This window comes from Saccharothrix xinjiangensis (assembly GCF_039527585.1).
GTDB lineage: Bacteria > Actinomycetota > Actinomycetes > Mycobacteriales > Pseudonocardiaceae > Actinosynnema > Actinosynnema xinjiangensis.
Window position 1 is genome coordinate 197,244 of the sequence record NZ_BAAAKE010000014.1, and the last position, 15,259, is coordinate 212,502.

Sequence of the window (15,259 nt, forward strand, 5' to 3'; positions counted from 1 at the left end):
TCCTGAGTGGACACCGCCCGTGCGCGCCGGCACGCACGGGCGGCAACGCCCCTGGGCACGGGCGGCAACGCTCCCGGCGCGGGGCAGCGGCACTCCCCAAGCGCAGGCGGCAACGTTCCCAGCGCGGGCAACTCCCCCGGGCGTGGGCGGCAGCCCTCTCGGCGCGGCCGGTCGCGCCTGCCGGGACGCGGCCGTCGAAGGCGTCCCGGCAGGCGGTGGCCCCGTGTCGGCGCTCAGCCGATCCTCTTCAGCCGATCCTCCTCAACCCGTCGGCCAGGTACTCGGCCCGGCACGCCGACCTCTGGATCTTCCCGCTGGACGTCTTGGGCACGGTGCCCTTGCGCACCGCCACGACCTCCTCGACCTCCACCTCGTGCTCGGCGGCGACGGCCCGGCGCACGGCCATCGCGATGCGCGCGGCGACCAGGACCGGGTCCTCGCCCTCGCGCCGCGCCGCGGCCGGGTCCACCTCGACCACCACGACGAGCCGCTCGCCGCTGTCGCCGTCCACGCCGAACGCCGCCACGCCGCCGGTCCGGATCACCGGGTGGCTGCCCTCCGCGGTCACCTCCACGTCCGTCGGGTGGACGTTGCGCCCGTGGATGATCACCAGGTCCTTGATCCGGCCGACGACGTAGAGGTGCCCGTCGTGCTGGAAGCCGAGGTCGCCGGTGCGCAGCCACCGGTGGCCGGCGCGCTCGTCGTCGGTGTCCAGGCGCGCGTCCCAGGAGCCGTCGCGGTCGGACCGGGTCCAGTAGCCGTCGGCCACGTTGGGACCGCTCACCCAGATCTCGCCCACCCGACCGGGTTCGACCGGGTGCCGGTCGTCCACGCCCGCGACGACGATCCCCTGCCCGGCCGGGACGCCGCACGACACCACCGGCACCGACCGCTCGTCGCCCGCCCCGACCTGGTGGACGACGCCCCCCGCGAGCCGGTCCCGGTCCAGGTGCAGCACCCGGGGCCGCTCGTCGAGCGGCTTGCTGGACACCAGCACCGTCGCCTCGGCCAGGCCGTAGGACGGGTTGAACGCCTCGGGGCGGAAGCCCGCCTCGGCGAACGCGGAGGTGAAGCGCTCGACCAGCCCGGCCCGCACCGGTTCGCTGCCGTTGATCACCACGCCGAGCGAGCTCAGGTCCAGGGCGCGCTTCTCCGCCGCGGAGACCTTCTCGATGGTGAGCGCGAGGCCGACGTTCGGCACGCCGGTCAGGGTCCCGCCGTGCCTGGTGATCTCCTCCAGCCACCGCAGCGGGCGCTGCACGAAGGCCTGCGGCGTCAGGTGCGCCGCGGGGAAGCCGACGAGCAGCGGCGTGAGGACCATGAACACCATGCCCATGTCGTGGAAGAAGGGCAGCCAGCTCACCACCCTGGACTCGCGGGAGAGCCGGTACGCCTCGATGATCTGCCGGACGTTGGCGATGACGTTGCGGTGCCGCATGACGACGCCGCTCGGGCTGCTCGTCGAGCCGGACGTGTACTGGAGGTAGGCGACGTCCTCGGGCGTGGGGCGGTGCTCGCGCCAGCGGGCCGCGGCCCCGTCCGGCACCTCGTCCACCGCGATGATCCCGGGTGCGCGGGTCAGCCCCTCGCCCTCGCGGAACAGGTCCTCGACCGCGGTCCTGCTGCCCGCCGTGGTCAGCGCGGTCGTCGCGCCGGCGTCGCGCAGCGCGCTGACCAACCGGAACGGCTTGCGGAAGGACTCCGGCGCGAACAGCGGCACCGCGACGACCCCGGCGTAGGCGCAGCCGAGGAACGCGGTCACGTAGTCGACGCCCTGTCGGCACAGGATGCCGGCGCGGTCACCCGGTCGTGCGATGTCCGACAGGGACGCGGCGATGGCCCTGGCCTTGAGGTCGAGCTGGTCGAAGGTCAGCGTCGTCTCGCCGGTGCGGCCGTCCCGGTCGTAGTGCGCGAAGACGACCGCGTCCCGGCCGCCCAGTTCGACCGCGTGCCTGCGCGCCACGCCGACGACGTCGTCGTCCGCGGCGAGCGACACGCGGGTCCCACCTGTTCCGAGCATCCTGTTCCCCCAACGGTTGTCGTCGATGCGGTCATCCCAGATGACGGGCCAGCTCGGCGGCGACCTCCGCCCGCCGCGGGACGAGGTAGAAGTGGTCGCCGGGGAAGACCCGGTGCCGGAACCCGCCCGCGGCGACCTCGGCCCAGCCCAGCACCTCCTCCGGCGGCAGGTCCGGGTCGCGGTCGCCGGCGAGCGCGAGGACCGGCATGCGCAGCCGGGGGCCCGCGCCCGGCCGGTAGTTCTCGATCAGCCGGTAGTCGTTGCGGACGATCCCGGTGGTGAGCGCCCGCAGTTCGGGGTTGTCGAGCACGGCGGCGTCGGTGCCGCCCAGCCGCCGCAGTTCGGCCAGGATCCCTTCGTCATCCCGCAGGTGCACCGAACCCGGCCGGTGGCGGTGGGGCGCGGGGCGGGCGGAGACGGCCAACCGCAGGTCGGCGGCTGGTCTGCGCTGTTCCAGCCGCCTGGCCACCTCGTAGGCGATCGCGGCGCCCATGCTGTGCCCGAACAGCGTGGTCGGCCGGTCCGCGGCGGCCGACAGCGCGGTGACCAGGGGGTCGACCAGCTCGTCCACCTCCACGAGGTGCGGCTCGACCAGCCGGTCCTCCCGGCCCGGGTACTGCACGGCGACCACCTCGACGTGCGGACCGAACCCGTCGGCCCAGTCCCGGAAGAAGCTCGCGGACCCGCCGGCATGCGGGAAACACACCAACCGCCTCGTCGGGGCGACCCTCGACCCGAAGGAGCGGAACCACGGTTTGGTGAGAACGGTCGCCGCGTACACCGGCTGACCTCGATCGCGATACCCCCGCATGTCCGGACCCCCGGGTCGGCTTTGGTTGCCTCTCAACGAGACTAGCTTGGTGACCGACATCTCAGTAAGGTGTGCCAGGCCTAACCCCGAACACACTGGGTGATCACACGTGTTCGGGGCGTCGAACACCGCGGGGGTGCGGTTCAGCAGTCCCACTCGTCGATTCCCACCGGGTCGAGGACCCGACCGGACGGCGGGGCGACCAGTGCCGACCGGGAGGAGAGCCATGTCCGGGGAAGTGGAAGCGGAGCCTTCGGGGGGAGCGCCACCACCCGGCCCGGAGCCGGCGGCGCCGGGCGGGCTGAAGGAGCTCATCGCGCCGGTCAAGTCGAGCCTGGTGCTGGCCGCGGTGCTCGCCGCGGTGGGTGCGATCGCCTCGCTCGCGCCGTTCGTCGCGATCTACGAGCTCGCCCTGGAACTCCTCTCCCCCGACCCCGACGAGGGGCGCGTGTGGACCGTCGTCGCGATCGCGGTGCTCGGCCTGGTCCTGCGCTTCCTGTGCGAGGGCACGGCGTTCGCGGTGAGCCACCGGGCCGACAACCGGTTGCAGGCGCACCTGCGCCGCCGGGTCGTGGCGCACCTCGGTCGATTACCCCTGGGGTGGTTCACCGAGAAGAACGCGGGCACCGTCAAGACCGCCGTGCAGGACGACGTGCTGGCGATGCACCACCTCGTGGGCCACTCGGTGGTGGAGTTCGTCTCCAGCGCCACGGCGCCGGTCGCCGCCCTGCTCTACCTGCTGTTCGTGGACTGGCGGCTGATGCTCGTCACCATCGTCACCCTGCCGATCTACGCCGCGTTCTACGTGATCGCCACCCGCAAGTCCGGCGAGAACGTCGCGCAGTACGGCGCGGCGCTCGGCCGCATCAACGCCGCGGTCATCGAGTTCGTGCAGGGCATCGCGGTGGTCAAGGCGTTCGGCCAGACGCGCCGGGCGCACGAGCGGTTCACCACCGCCTCCGACGACTACGTGGCGTTCATGGAGAAGTGGATCAGCCCGGTGCTCAAGCCGCAGTCGGTGACCTCGGCGTGCGTCTCGCCGCCGGTGATCCTGCTCGCCGTGCTCACCGGTGGCGCGATCTTCGTCGGGCAGGGCTGGGTGCGCGCGGTCGACCTGCTGCCCTTCGCGCTGCTGGGCGTGGGCCTGACCGCCCCGCTGGTGGCGCTGGGCTACACCGGCAACGACATCCGCTCCGCCGGCGCCGCCGCCGCGCGGATCGGCGTCCTGCTCGCCACGCCGACGATGACCGACCCGGCCGAGCCCCGGGTCCCCGCGGGCAACCTCGTCGAGTTCGACCACGTGGACTTCGGCTACGGGCCGGAGAAGCAGGTGCTGCACGACGTCAGCGCGGTCCTGCGCCCCGGCACGGTCACCGCGCTGGTCGGACCGTCCGGTGCGGGCAAGTCGACCCTGGCGAGCCTGCTGCCCCGGTTCTTCGACGTGGACCGCGGCTCCATCCGCATCGGCGGGGTCGACCTCCGCGACGTCGCGACCGCCGAGCTGTACCGGCACGTCGGGTTCGTCTTCCAGGACGTGCGCCTGCTGCGGATGAGCGTGCGGGACAACATCCGGCTCGCCCGCCCCGACGCGGACGACGCCGCGGTGGAGTCCGCCGCCAGGTCGGCGCAGGTCCACGACGTCGTCCAGGCCCTGCCGCGCGGCTACGACTCGGTGGTGGGCGAGGACGCGAAGTTCTCCGGCGGCGAGGCGCAGCGGGTCTCCATCGCCCGCGCCCTGCTGGCCGACACCCCGGTCCTGGTGCTCGACGAGGCGACGGCGTTCGCCGACGCGCAGTCGGAGGCCGCGATCCAGGACGCGCTGTCCGAACTGGCCGCGGGGCGCACCCTGCTGGTCATCGCCCACCGGCTGCACACCGTCGCCGACGCCGACCAGATCCTCGTCCTGGACGAGGGCCGGGTGGTGGAGCGGGGGCGGCACGCCGACCTGCTCCGGGCCAACGGCCTGTACGCCAGGCTCTGGGCGGCGGGCGAACACGACGTGGTGGAGGTCGGCGCGTGATCCGCGAGTTCCTCTCCGTCCTGGACGACCGGGACGCCAAGCCGGCGCGCGGGCACCTGGCCCTGCTGGTCTGCTACGCCGTGCTGCACGGCATCGTCTTCGTCCTGCTGGTGCCGGTGCTGCGGGCGCTGTTCGCCGGCGACCTGTCCACCGCGTGGACCTGGATCGCGGTGCTCGCGGGCGTCACCGCGGTGACCTGCGTGGTGCACTACGCGCAGTCGATGTACGGGTTCGACGTGGGCCTGAAGATGACCCGCGCGCTGCACCGCCGCCTGGGCGACCACGTCGCCGCGCTGCCGCTGGGCTGGTTCTCCGGCAACCGGGTCGGCCGGCTCGGGCAGCTCGCGACCACGGGCGTGTGGGAGGTCACGGGCCTGCCCGCGCACCTCATCCGACCGCTGGTGATGGCCGTGGTGACGCCCGCGACGATCGCGGTCGCGATGCTGTTCTTCGACTGGCGGATGGCGCTGGCCCTGGTCCTCGGCGCACCGGTGATCTACGTCGGCTACCGGGTCACCTCGCGCCTGCTGGTGCGCACGGAGCACGAGATCGACGCCGCCGCGGCGGAGTTCGGCGGGCGCGCGGTCGAGTTCGCCCAGAACCAGGCGGTGCTGCGGGCGTGCGGGCGCGCCGAGTCCGGGTACCGGGCGCTGGACGACGCGATCGAGCGCCAGCACGAGGTGGGCACCCGGCAGATCCGGGTCGGCGTGCCGGCCCTGCTGCTGTTCGCGGTCTCCGTCCAGCTGGTGGTCGCGGCGGTCTTCGTCGTCGGCGTGTCGCTCGCCCTGGGCGCTTCGCTGGGCGTGCCCGAGCTGCTGGCGCTGCTGGTGCTGGTCACCAGGTTCGTCGACCCGATCGTGGCGACCGCCGAGCTGGGCGCCGCGATGCGGGCCGCCGGCAACAGCCTCGGCCGCATCCGCGAGGTCCTGGAGACCCCGCCGCTGCCCGAGCCCGCGGGCGACGCCGCGCTGCCCGGTGGCGAGCGGTTCGACATCGAGTTCGACGACGTCCGCTTCGCCTACGAGGGCCAGGGCGGGGGTGACGGCGCGGCCGACGGCCGCGCGGCGCTGGCCGGAGCCGCCTTCCGGATCCCGGCGGGGACGACCACCGCGCTGGTCGGGCCGTCCGGTTCCGGCAAGAGCACGGTCGTCCGGCTGATCGCGCGGTTCTGGGACGTCGACGGCGGCGCGGTGCGCATCGGCGGCGCCGACGTGCGGGACATCCCGACCGAGCGGCTCATGGCGCTGATCGCCCCCGTGTTCCAGGACGTCTACCTGTTCGACGCCACCATCGAGGAGAACATCAGGATCGGCCGCCCGACCGCCACCGAGGCGGAGGTCCGGGAGGCGGGCCGGCTCGCCCGGGTGGACGAGATCGCGGAGCGGCTGCCGGACGGCTGGCGGAGCAGGGTGGGCGAGGGCGGCGCCGTGCTGTCCGGCGGCGAGCGCCAGCGGGTCTCGCTGGCCCGCGCGATCCTCAAGGACGCGCCGATCGTGCTGCTGGACGAGGCCACGGCCGCGCTGGACCCGCGCAACGAGGTGGCCGTCCAGCAGTCGCTGGCCACGATGTCCGGCCGCACCAAGCTCATCATCGCGCACCGGCTCCGGACGATCGTCCACGCCGACCAGATCATCTTCCTCGACGGCGGCGAGCCGGTCGAGATCGGCACGCACGAGCAACTGCTGGCGGCGGACGGCCGCTACGCGCGCTTCTGGCGCGATCGGAACCGCGCCAGGGGTTGGCGCCTGGTCAAGGGAGGTGGGGCGCGGTGACCGAGACGACGGGGACCCAGTTGCCGGAGATGCGGTTCGACCCCGAGTTCTACCGCGACCCCTACCCGGGGTACGCGGAACGGCGCGACCAGGGGCCCGTGCACCGCGCCACCATGCCCATGGGGCTGGACATGTGGGTGGTGACCCGGTACGAGGACGTCAAGGCCGCGCTGGGCAACCCCGCGCTGAGCCGGGACTACCGGGTCTACGGCGAGGTGCTGGACCGCAAGCTCGGCAACTCCTCGGCCCGGGTCGCGTCGGCGAGCGCCTTCGACGCGCACATGCTCAACTCCGATCCCCCCGACCACACGCGGTTGCGGCGGCTCGTGGGCAAGGCGTTCACCGTGCGCACCACCGAGCGCCTGCGCCCGCGCGTCCAGGAGCTGACCGGCGACCTGCTCGACGCGATGGCGTCGCGCGGCGAGGCCGACCTGATCGCCGAGTTCGCGCTGCCCCTGCCGATCATGGTGATCTGCGAGCTGCTGGGCGTGCCGCTGCCCGACCAGGCCCGGTTCCGGGAGATGTTCGAGGCGATCTTCTCCAACAGCGCGCGGCCGGAGGACCGGGGGCGGGCCGCCCGGGAGCTGACCGGGTACCTGACCGACCTGATCGCGGCGAAGCGGGCCGACCCGAGGGAGGACCTGCTCTCGGAGCTGGTCGCGGTCCGCGACGGCAGCGACCGGCTCAGCGAGCACGAGCTGATGTCCATGGCGTTCCTGCTGATCGCCGCCGGCCACGAGACCACGGTCAACCTCATCGGCAACGGGGCCCTGGCGCTGCTCACGCACCCGGAGCAGCTGTCCGCGGTGCGGGCCGACCCGGAGCTGATGCCCCGGGCCGTGGAGGAGTTCCTGCGGTACGACAGCCCGGTGCACATGGCGTCGGTCCGGGTGGCCACCAGCCCGCTCCACATCGGCGGGGTCGAGATCCCGGCCGGGGAGCTGGTGCTGCTGTCGCTGGCCGCCGCCGACCGCGATCCCGAGCGGTTCCCCGACCCGGACACCCTGGACGTCACCCGGGACGCCAAGGGGCACCTGGCCTTCGGCCACGGCATCCACCACTGCATCGGCGCCCACCTGGGCCGGGTGGAGGGGATCGTCGCGCTGGGCATGCTGGTCGAGCGCTTCCCGGGTCTGCGCCTGGCCGTGCCGGTCGGGGAACTGCGGTGGAACCACAACATCCTGTTCCGCGGCGTGGAGGAACTGCCCGTCGTCCTCTGAAGCCCGGTCCGGGGCGCCGACCCTCCGGCCGGCGCCCCGGACCCGTTCACTCCGCCTTCTCGACCTTCTCGGCTCCGTCCTCCGCACCGTCCTCCGGCGGCGCGGCGGCCGGCGTCCGCGCCACCACGTCGCGGCGGCGGATGAGCACGAGAGCGATCACGACCGCGACCGCGGCGACCACCGCGGCGTAGACGGTCATCTGGGAGGTCCCGTGCGCGATTGCGCTCTCCACCGCGTTCGACACCTGGTCACCCGCACCGGCCGGGGTGGCCTCGGCGATCCGCTGGAGGTCGCCCTCGGCCGTCGCCTGGGCGATGGTGTCGCGGCTGCCCTCGGGGACACCGGTGTCCGCCTGCACGCTGTCGCCGGCCGCGGCCTTGAAGGCCAGGCCGAACGCGGCGGTGCCGACGGCGGTGCCGATGGGGAACAGGCTGTTGGCCATGCCCGAGGCCATCCCCGCGCGTTCGAGGGGCACCACGTTCACGGCCACGCCCATCAGCGGCGTGGTCGACAGCCCGCTGCCCAGGCCCCAGAGGATCATCGGCGCGATCAGCGGCCACACGTCGCCGCCCGGTTGGATGAGCCAGGAGAACAGGGCCGCGGAGACGGCCAGCATGCCGAACCCGACCGCGATGATGTGGCCCGCGGCGAACCGGGCCTGGAGCTTGCCCGCACCCATCCCGCCCGGCAGCGCCGCCAGGTAGATGGGCAGCAGGGCCAGACCGCTCTCCAGGGCGGACAGCCCCAGCGCGGCCTGGAGGTAGAGCACGAAGTAGATGGCCGTGCCCAGGGTGAGGGCGCGCGACAGGAACGACAGGAGGACCGCGCCCACGAACGAGGGGATGCGGAACAGCTCCAGGCGCATGATCGGAGCCGACGCGCGGCGCTCCACGAGCAGGAAGACGACCAGCAGCACCACGCCACCGGCGATCTGGGCGAGCGTGGTCGGGCTGCCCCAGCCCTGCTCCTCGCCCCGGGTCACCGCGAGGTTGATCACCGCGAGCGAGCCGGTGAACAGCACGACGCCGAACCAGTCGATCGGGCCGGTCGGTGGCACGCGGTCCACCTTGGGCAGCTTGAACCAGGCCAGCGCGAAGCCGAGGGCGCCGATCGGCACGTTGATCAGGAACATCCAGCGCCAGTCGGCGACGTCCACGAGCACGCCGCCGACCAGCGGCGCCGCCGCGCCGCACGCGCCGAGCATGGTGCTCCACTTGGCGATGGCCATGTTCCGGCGCTGGCCCTCGTAGTCCTGCGCGATGAGCGGCAGGGCGTTGGCGAACAGCATCGCGCCGCCCACGCCCTGCAACGCGCGGGCGATGTCGAGGAACAGCGAGGTCGGCGCGAGCCCGCACGCCAGCGACGCCAGGGTGAACACGGCGATGCCGGCGAGGAACATCTCCCGCCGGCCGAGCCGGTCGGACAGCGACCCGATCGGCTGCATCAGCGCGCCGAACGCCACGGCGTACGAGATGACGACCCACTGGAGGCTCGCCAGCGAGCCGCCCAGGTCGCGCTGGATCGCCGGTAAGCCGACGGAGACGATGGTGAGGTCGATGACGAGGATCACGGTGGCCACCGTGACTATGGCCAGCGTCAGTGGAGCCTTCCTAGCAGTGGGCGGTGCCACCGTCGGATTCCCCTTTCGTTGGTTGACCGGACTGGAGCGTCCGTCCATTGTCAATATTCCACGTGCAGCGGCTTGCCCCAGTCGGACCAACGGCGCACCGCCAAGCAGCTATAGCAATACCGCACATCGCCCGACGCCGATCGACGGGTGCACGATCCACGAAAAACCATTGCTCCGTTAGGGTAGCCTATGTTAGCATGTCCGGTGGGACAGGATGAGGCATTGACCTCCACGTCCCCCTGGGGGGTGATGTTCCACGGGCTTCCAGCCGCATGGCTTCCGACAGCCGTGCAATTGAGTTCGCGTTGAATTTCCCAACACGTTCCACACATACGCCACGGCCGCAAGCCCTGCTTTTGCGGCTTCTTTTACCGTGGGCAAAAACGGAGGCATTCGTGAGCGAACCGACCAAGGAAAGTTCAGCCGCCAACGAGCTGGTCAAGGCGTACGCGGCCAATGCCGCGTTCCGCGCCGCCACGGCCGAGGAGCTGGTCAACGCGGACAACCCGTTCCGCCGCCCCGTGCGGCCGGACGACCTGGACTTCCTGGACTACGACCGCGAGCTGCCCGTCGACCAGGTGCTCCTGCTCAGCAGCCTGTTGGGCCACCGGATGCTGCGGAACATCTACGACGCCGACGCGGTCTACCTGCCCCCTTCCGGCGACTCGCCGGCCTGGCAGGACCTGCCCCGCTTCTACTCGGACGAGAACCGGCTGGCGGGCCACCGCGCGGGCCGGGTGCTGGAGCGCCACCTGTTCTCCTTCCTCGCCGCCGAGCGGCCGGCCCTGGAGCGGCCGAGCGCCGCCGCGGTGGGCGAGCTGGTCCTCGGCGAGCTGGAGGAGCGGCGGGCGAACCCCGGCCGGGCGTTCCCGGTGCTGAACTCCTGCCAGGACCGCCGGTACGCGGCGACGTTCCTGCTGCTCCAGCTCACCGCGGTGCTGCCGGCGGCGAACAGCGCGGTCGCGCGCAACCTCGTCGGCGACTACGACGCGGTGCTGCCCGGCCTCGGCTCGGCCCTGGTGGACGCCCACCGGAACTGGCTGGGCGACGCGACGCGACTCCGCGACGCCCTGGGCGAGTGCGACCTGGTCACGGGCCCGAACGCCTACTGGCAGTTCTACCTGACCTCCTCCCTCGCCCGCGCCAACCACCTGCACTTCGTGTCGAGCGGGCACGAGCGGTTCTTCGAGTTCCTGGGCGCCTGGGCGCACAAGCTGGTGGACGACGCCGTGCGCGCCGAGCAGTTCCGCTCGGTCGTCGCGGACGCCTTCGGCGTGGAGGGCGGCGTCCTGACCGCCGCGCAGGCGCCGGAGGCGCTGGTGACGCCGCTGCTGACCACCCTGGAGGAGCGGTTCGGCGCCTCCGCGCTGCGGGGCTTCCACGCCGGGTTCTCCGACGCGCGGTGGCTGGCCGACCTGTGGGACCGGGACCTGGCGACCCAGCTGGACTGGGCGGACCGGATCGACGAGTACAAGGACAAGGCCGAGAAGCTCGCCCACAAGATCGAGGCGGAGAACATCGAGGTCGACCTGGAGACGTTCGTCGAGTCCGAGGAGGAGACCTCCACCACCCACGTGCACGACGACCACCGCCTCGTCGTGGTCGAGGTCGGTCAGATGCACTTCTGGAACAACGCGGGCCGCGTGATCCCGCTGTCGGTGGGTGACAAGGTGCTGATCCCCGCCGAGCGGCTGCACGGTTCCGTCGTCCTGTCCGGCACCTGCACGTACCACCAGCCGGTCATCTCGGAAGAATTGCTGAACTCTATCTGAGCACGTCCGCGCACATCCAGGGAGCAATGCTGTAGCGGTGCCGCGCGCGCTCGACCGGCGGCCTGGGGACTGGGGGTTTCATCAGCATGGAACCGAGCACGGCGGAGGAGACCACGGCGAATTTGTCCACCGCGGACCCGCCGATAGACCGGCTGGACGTGCCCGAGTGGGGCATCGAACTGGTCCGGGATTTCAACGACACGCTGCTGTCGCGGGAGACCCTGTTTCCCTGCACTTTCGCGGTTGCCGGGCTCAACAAGGCGACCCTGCGATTCGGGTTCGTCGAGAGCATCGACGACGAGGAGGCGTGGTACCCGCTCCTGACCTCTCTCTCCGCTTACCTGGAGAACTACCGGTCACTGGGCCGGGACACCTCGTTCATCGCGTTCTTCCGCCCCCACCCGGTGGAGCGCACGCTCGACGAGTACCGCGAGCGGTTCTGGTCGGTGCTGGATTTCCTGCACCGGCACGACCCCGAGCCCTGGCCCGAGGGCGTGCCGCGGGACCCGGACGACCCCTGGTGGGAGTTCGGCTTCGGCGGCGTCCCGATGTTCGTCGTCTGCAACACGCCCGCGCACCGGCGGCGCCGGAGCAGGCACAGCGGCGAGATGTTGATCACCTTCCAACCGCGGTGGGTGTTCGAGGGCATCGAGGCGACCACCAGGCGCGGGCAGCAGGCGCGGAAGGTGATCCGCAAGCGGCTCGGGGACTTCGACGGCATGGAGCCCTCGCCGCACCTCGGTTCGTACGGGGACCCGGAGAACAGGGAGTGGCGCCAGTACTTCCTGCCGGACGACGACCACGAGGGCGGCGGGCGCACGGCGGAGCGCTGCCCGTTCCGCCCGTCCAAGACCGCCGAGCGGGGGGAGTGACGTGGTGCGGGAGGACGACGAGTTCGGCAACGAGATCGCGGTCATCGGCCTTGCCGGCCGGTTCCCTCGGTGCGGCGGTGTCGACGACTTCTGGCAGGTGCTCAGGGAAGGGGTGGAGGCCTTCACCCACTTCGACGACGACGACCTGCTGGACGCGGGCCTGCCGGCCCGCGGCCTGGCCAACCCCGACCGGGTGCGCGCCCGGCCGATCCTGGACGGCATCGACCTGTTCGACGCCGACTTCTTCGGCTACTCGCCGCGCGAGGCGGAGGTGATCGACCCGCAGCAGCGCCTGTTCCTGGAGTGCTGCTGGGAGGCGATGGAGTCGGCGGGCTACGACCCCGAGCGCTTCACCGGCGCGGCGGGCGTGTTCGGCGGCGGCGGGCCGAGCTCCTACTTCCTGTCCAACCTGTACAACAACCCGCCCTTCATGCGGTCGGTGGGCATGTTCCCGGCGATGCTGGGCAACGACAAGGACTTCCTCGCGCCGCGGGTGTCCTACAAGCTCAACCTGCGGGGACCCAGCATCAACGTCGTCACCGGCTGCTCCACCTCCCTGGTGGCGGTCCACCTGGCGGTGCAGAGCCTGCTGGGCGGCGAGTCCGACATCGCGCTCGCCGGTGGGACGATGATCTCCGTGCCGCAGCGGGCCGGCTACCTGTACCAAGAGGGCAGCGTCATGTCGCCGGACGGCCACTGCCGCGCCTTCGACGCCGACGCGGAGGGCACGGTGCCGGGCGACGGGGTCGCCGTGGTGCTGCTCAAGCGGCTGTCCGACGCCCTGGACGACCGCGACCACGTCCTCGGGGTCATCAGGGGCAGCGCCGTGAACAACGACGGGTCGGCGAAGGCCGGGTTCACCGCGCCCAGCGTGGAGGGCCAGGCCAACGTCATCGCGGAGGCGCTGGCCGTCGCGGACGTCGACCCGGCGACCATCGACTACGTCGAGACCCACGGCACCGGCACCAGGCTGGGCGACGCGGTCGAGATCACGGCCCTGACCCAGGCGTTCGACACGCCGCTGCGGCAGTTCTGCCGGATCGGCACGCTCAAGCCCAACATCGGGCACACCGACACGGCGGCCGGGGCGCTGGCCCTGATCAAGGTGCTGCTGGCGCTGCGGCACGAGCAGATCCCGCCGTGCATCAACGTGCGGACGCCGAACCCGAGGATCGACTTCGCGAACAGCCCCTTCCGGTTGAACACCGAGCTGTCGGGGTGGCCGCGCGCCGACCGGCCGAGGCGGGCCGCGGTCAGCTCCTTCACGGTCGGCGGGACCAACGCCCACGTCATCGTGGAGGAGGCGCCGCTCCGGCCCGCCCGCGGCGGCCCGGAGCGGCCGTACCACCTGGTAGTGCTGTCCGCCCGGTCGGCGACCGCGCTGAACTCGATGAGCGCCAACCTGCTCGACCACCTGGAGCGCAACCCCGGGTTGGACATCGCCGACGTCGCGCACACGTTGCAGGTCGGCCGCAGGGTGTTCGAGCACCGCGCGGCGTTCGCGTGCCGCGACGTGGACGACGCGGTCGCGGCGCTGGCCGGCCGGGGTTCCCGGCGGCTGGAGCGGGGCAGCGTCCCCCCGGTGCCGTCCGGCGAGCGGTCGGTCGCCTTCCTGTTCCCCGGTCAGGGCAGCCAGTACGCGGGCATGGGTCGCGAGCTGTACGGAGTGGACGGAGCCTTCCGGCGCGCCGTCGACGAGTGCGCCGAGGTCCTGCTCCCCGTGCTGGGGCTGGACCTGCGCGAGGTCCTGCACGCCGACGGGGACGACCGGGCCGCCGCCGACGAGCGGCTGGCCCAGACCTGGCTGACCCAGCCCGCGCTGTTCGTCACCGAGTACGCCCTGGCGCGCCAGTTGGCGGAGTGGGGCGTAAAGCCCGCCGCGATGCTCGGGCACAGCGTCGGCGAGTACGTGGCGGCGTGCCTGGCCGGTGTCATGACGCTCACCGACGCGCTGCACCTGGTCGCCGCCCGGGGGCGGCTGATGCAGGACAGGCCCGGCGGGGCGATGGTCGCGGTGGCGGCCGACGAGGAGCGGGTGACCGCGCTGGTCGCGGAGCTGGGGCTCGGCGACGAGCTGTGCCCGGCCGCGGTGAACGGACCGGACCAGGTCGTGGTGGCGGGTGGCGCCGAGGCCGTCGCCACCCTGGTGGAGCGGCTCGCCGGCGACGGGGTGCGCCACACGCCGCTGCGCGGCTCGCACGCGTTCCACTCGCCGGTGATGGACCCGGTCGTCGGGCCGCTCGCGGACGCGGCGGCCGGGCGGGGCCTGCGGGCGCCGCGCATCCCGGTGGTGTCCTCGGTGACCGGCGACTGGCTCGGCGACGCGGAGGCCGCCGACCCGGCGTACTGGGGTCGGCAGGCCAGGGCGACCGTTCGATACGCGGCGGGCTTCGAGCGGTTGCTCGCCGCGGGGCACGTGCTGCTGGAGGTCGGTCCCGGGGACACGCTGCGCGGCCTCGCCGCCCGGTTCGCCGACCCCGCGGGCGGTGTGCCCCGGGTGGTGCCCACCCTGCCCCGGCGGGCCGGCGGGTCCTCTTCGGACAGGTCGGACCTGGCCGAGCTGCACACCGCGCTGGGCGCGCTGTGGGTGTCGGGGGTCGAGCCGGACTGGGAGGGGCTGGCGGGCGGTGCGGAGCGGTACCGCGTGCCGCTGCCGACCTACCCGTTCGAGCGGCAGCGCTACTGGGTGGAGCCGGTGGCGACCGCCGGGGGCGGGCCGATCTCCCCCAGCGTGATGGCCGAGCCGGACGGGCAGGAGCCGGCTCGGGACCTCGACGTCCCCGCGCCGCACGAACGGCCGCTGTCCAGCGACCACGTGGCGCCGCGGACCCGCGTCGAGGAGGTGCTCACCGAGATCTGGCAGGACGTCATGGGCATCAGGCCGATCGGGGTGCACGACGGGTTCTTCGAGCTGGGCGGGCACTCGCTCATGGCGGTCCAGCTGGTCGCGCGGCTGCGGGAGGCGTTCCCGGTCGCCATCACCTCGGCGGACCTGCTCGCGGCGTCGCCGACGGTGGCGGGCATGGCCGAGGTCGTCGAGGAGGAGCTGGTCGAGAAGCTCCGGTCGATGAGCGACGACGAGGCCGCCGAGCTCCTGTCCGACCAGAACGGCTGACCCCACTCCGACACCGGACACGGAGGT

The 15,259-nt window shown here is 72.7% G+C and carries 9 protein-coding genes; 6 read left to right on the forward strand and 3 right to left on the reverse strand.

All coding sequences use genetic code 11. The features are described from left to right. Positions 1 to 247: 247 nt before the first annotated feature. Both ABD223_RS26095 and ABD223_RS26100 read right to left on the reverse strand, forming a co-directional pair. Positions 248 to 1,996, reverse strand: coding sequence for a fatty acyl-AMP ligase (locus ABD223_RS26095; protein ID WP_344039143.1), 1,749 nt, complete (start codon positions 1,994 to 1,996; stop codon positions 248 to 250). A gap of 55 nt (positions 1,997 to 2,051) precedes the next feature. Then, positions 2,052 to 2,726, reverse strand: a complete 675-nt coding sequence (locus ABD223_RS26100; protein ID WP_344039144.1) for a thioesterase II family protein — start codon at positions 2,724 to 2,726, stop codon at positions 2,052 to 2,054. A 331-nt stretch (positions 2,727 to 3,057) separates the two neighbouring features. Between ABD223_RS26100 and ABD223_RS26105 the strand changes: the two genes are divergently transcribed. Genes ABD223_RS26105 through ABD223_RS26115 form a run of 3 tightly spaced genes read left to right on the forward strand, consistent with a single transcriptional unit; the run spans position 3,058 to position 7,843 of the window. Then, on the forward strand, positions 3,058 to 4,851 hold the full coding sequence (locus tag ABD223_RS26105; RefSeq protein ID WP_344039145.1) for an ABC transporter ATP-binding protein: 1,794 nt from the start codon (positions 3,058 to 3,060) through the stop codon (positions 4,849 to 4,851). Continuing rightward, on the forward strand, positions 4,848 to 6,623 hold the full coding sequence (locus tag ABD223_RS26110; RefSeq protein WP_344039146.1) for an ABC transporter ATP-binding protein: 1,776 nt from the start codon (positions 4,848 to 4,850) through the stop codon (positions 6,621 to 6,623). Before ABD223_RS26105 ends, ABD223_RS26110 begins: the two co-directional genes overlap by 4 nt. Then, on the forward strand, positions 6,620 to 7,843 hold the full coding sequence (locus ABD223_RS26115) for a cytochrome P450 family protein (protein WP_380647447.1): 1,224 nt from the start codon (positions 6,620 to 6,622) through the stop codon (positions 7,841 to 7,843). Before ABD223_RS26110 ends, ABD223_RS26115 begins: the two co-directional genes overlap by 4 nt. A gap of 46 nt (positions 7,844 to 7,889) precedes the next feature. Here the strand turns inward: ABD223_RS26115 and ABD223_RS26120 are convergent, their stop codons facing one another. Further along, positions 7,890 to 9,413, reverse strand: a complete 1,524-nt coding sequence (locus ABD223_RS26120) for an MFS transporter (protein ID WP_344039147.1) — start codon at positions 9,411 to 9,413, stop codon at positions 7,890 to 7,892. Positions 9,414 to 9,868: 455 nt separating this feature from the next. On the opposite strand from ABD223_RS26120, the gene ABD223_RS26125 reads away from it, so the two are divergent. From ABD223_RS26125 to ABD223_RS26135, 3 genes are all read left to right on the forward strand, one after another. Further along, on the forward strand, positions 9,869 to 11,245 hold the full coding sequence (locus tag ABD223_RS26125; protein WP_344039148.1) for a cupin domain-containing protein: 1,377 nt from the start codon (positions 9,869 to 9,871) through the stop codon (positions 11,243 to 11,245). Positions 11,246 to 11,331: 86 nt separating this feature from the next. Continuing rightward, the gene (locus ABD223_RS26130; RefSeq protein ID WP_344039149.1) at positions 11,332 to 12,117 is read left to right on the forward strand and encodes a YqcI/YcgG family protein; all 786 of its coding nucleotides are present in this window, start codon (positions 11,332 to 11,334) and stop codon (positions 12,115 to 12,117) included. A 1-nt stretch (position 12,118) separates the two neighbouring features. Further along, a complete protein-coding gene (locus tag ABD223_RS26135) occupies positions 12,119 to 15,232 on the forward strand; it encodes a type I polyketide synthase (protein WP_344039151.1) in 3,114 nt (1,037 codons plus the stop codon). Positions 15,233 to 15,259: the final 27 nt, after the last annotated feature.

Bases quoted from the DNA above. Each gene is read 5' to 3' on its own strand.
- ABD223_RS26105 (WP_344039145.1), top strand. From the start codon at position 3,058: ATGTCCGGGGAAGTGGAAGCGGAGCCTTCGGGGGGAGCGCCACCACCC.
- ABD223_RS26130 (WP_344039149.1), top strand. From the start codon at position 11,332: ATGGAACCGAGCACGGCGGAGGAGACCACGGCGAATTTGTCCACCGCG.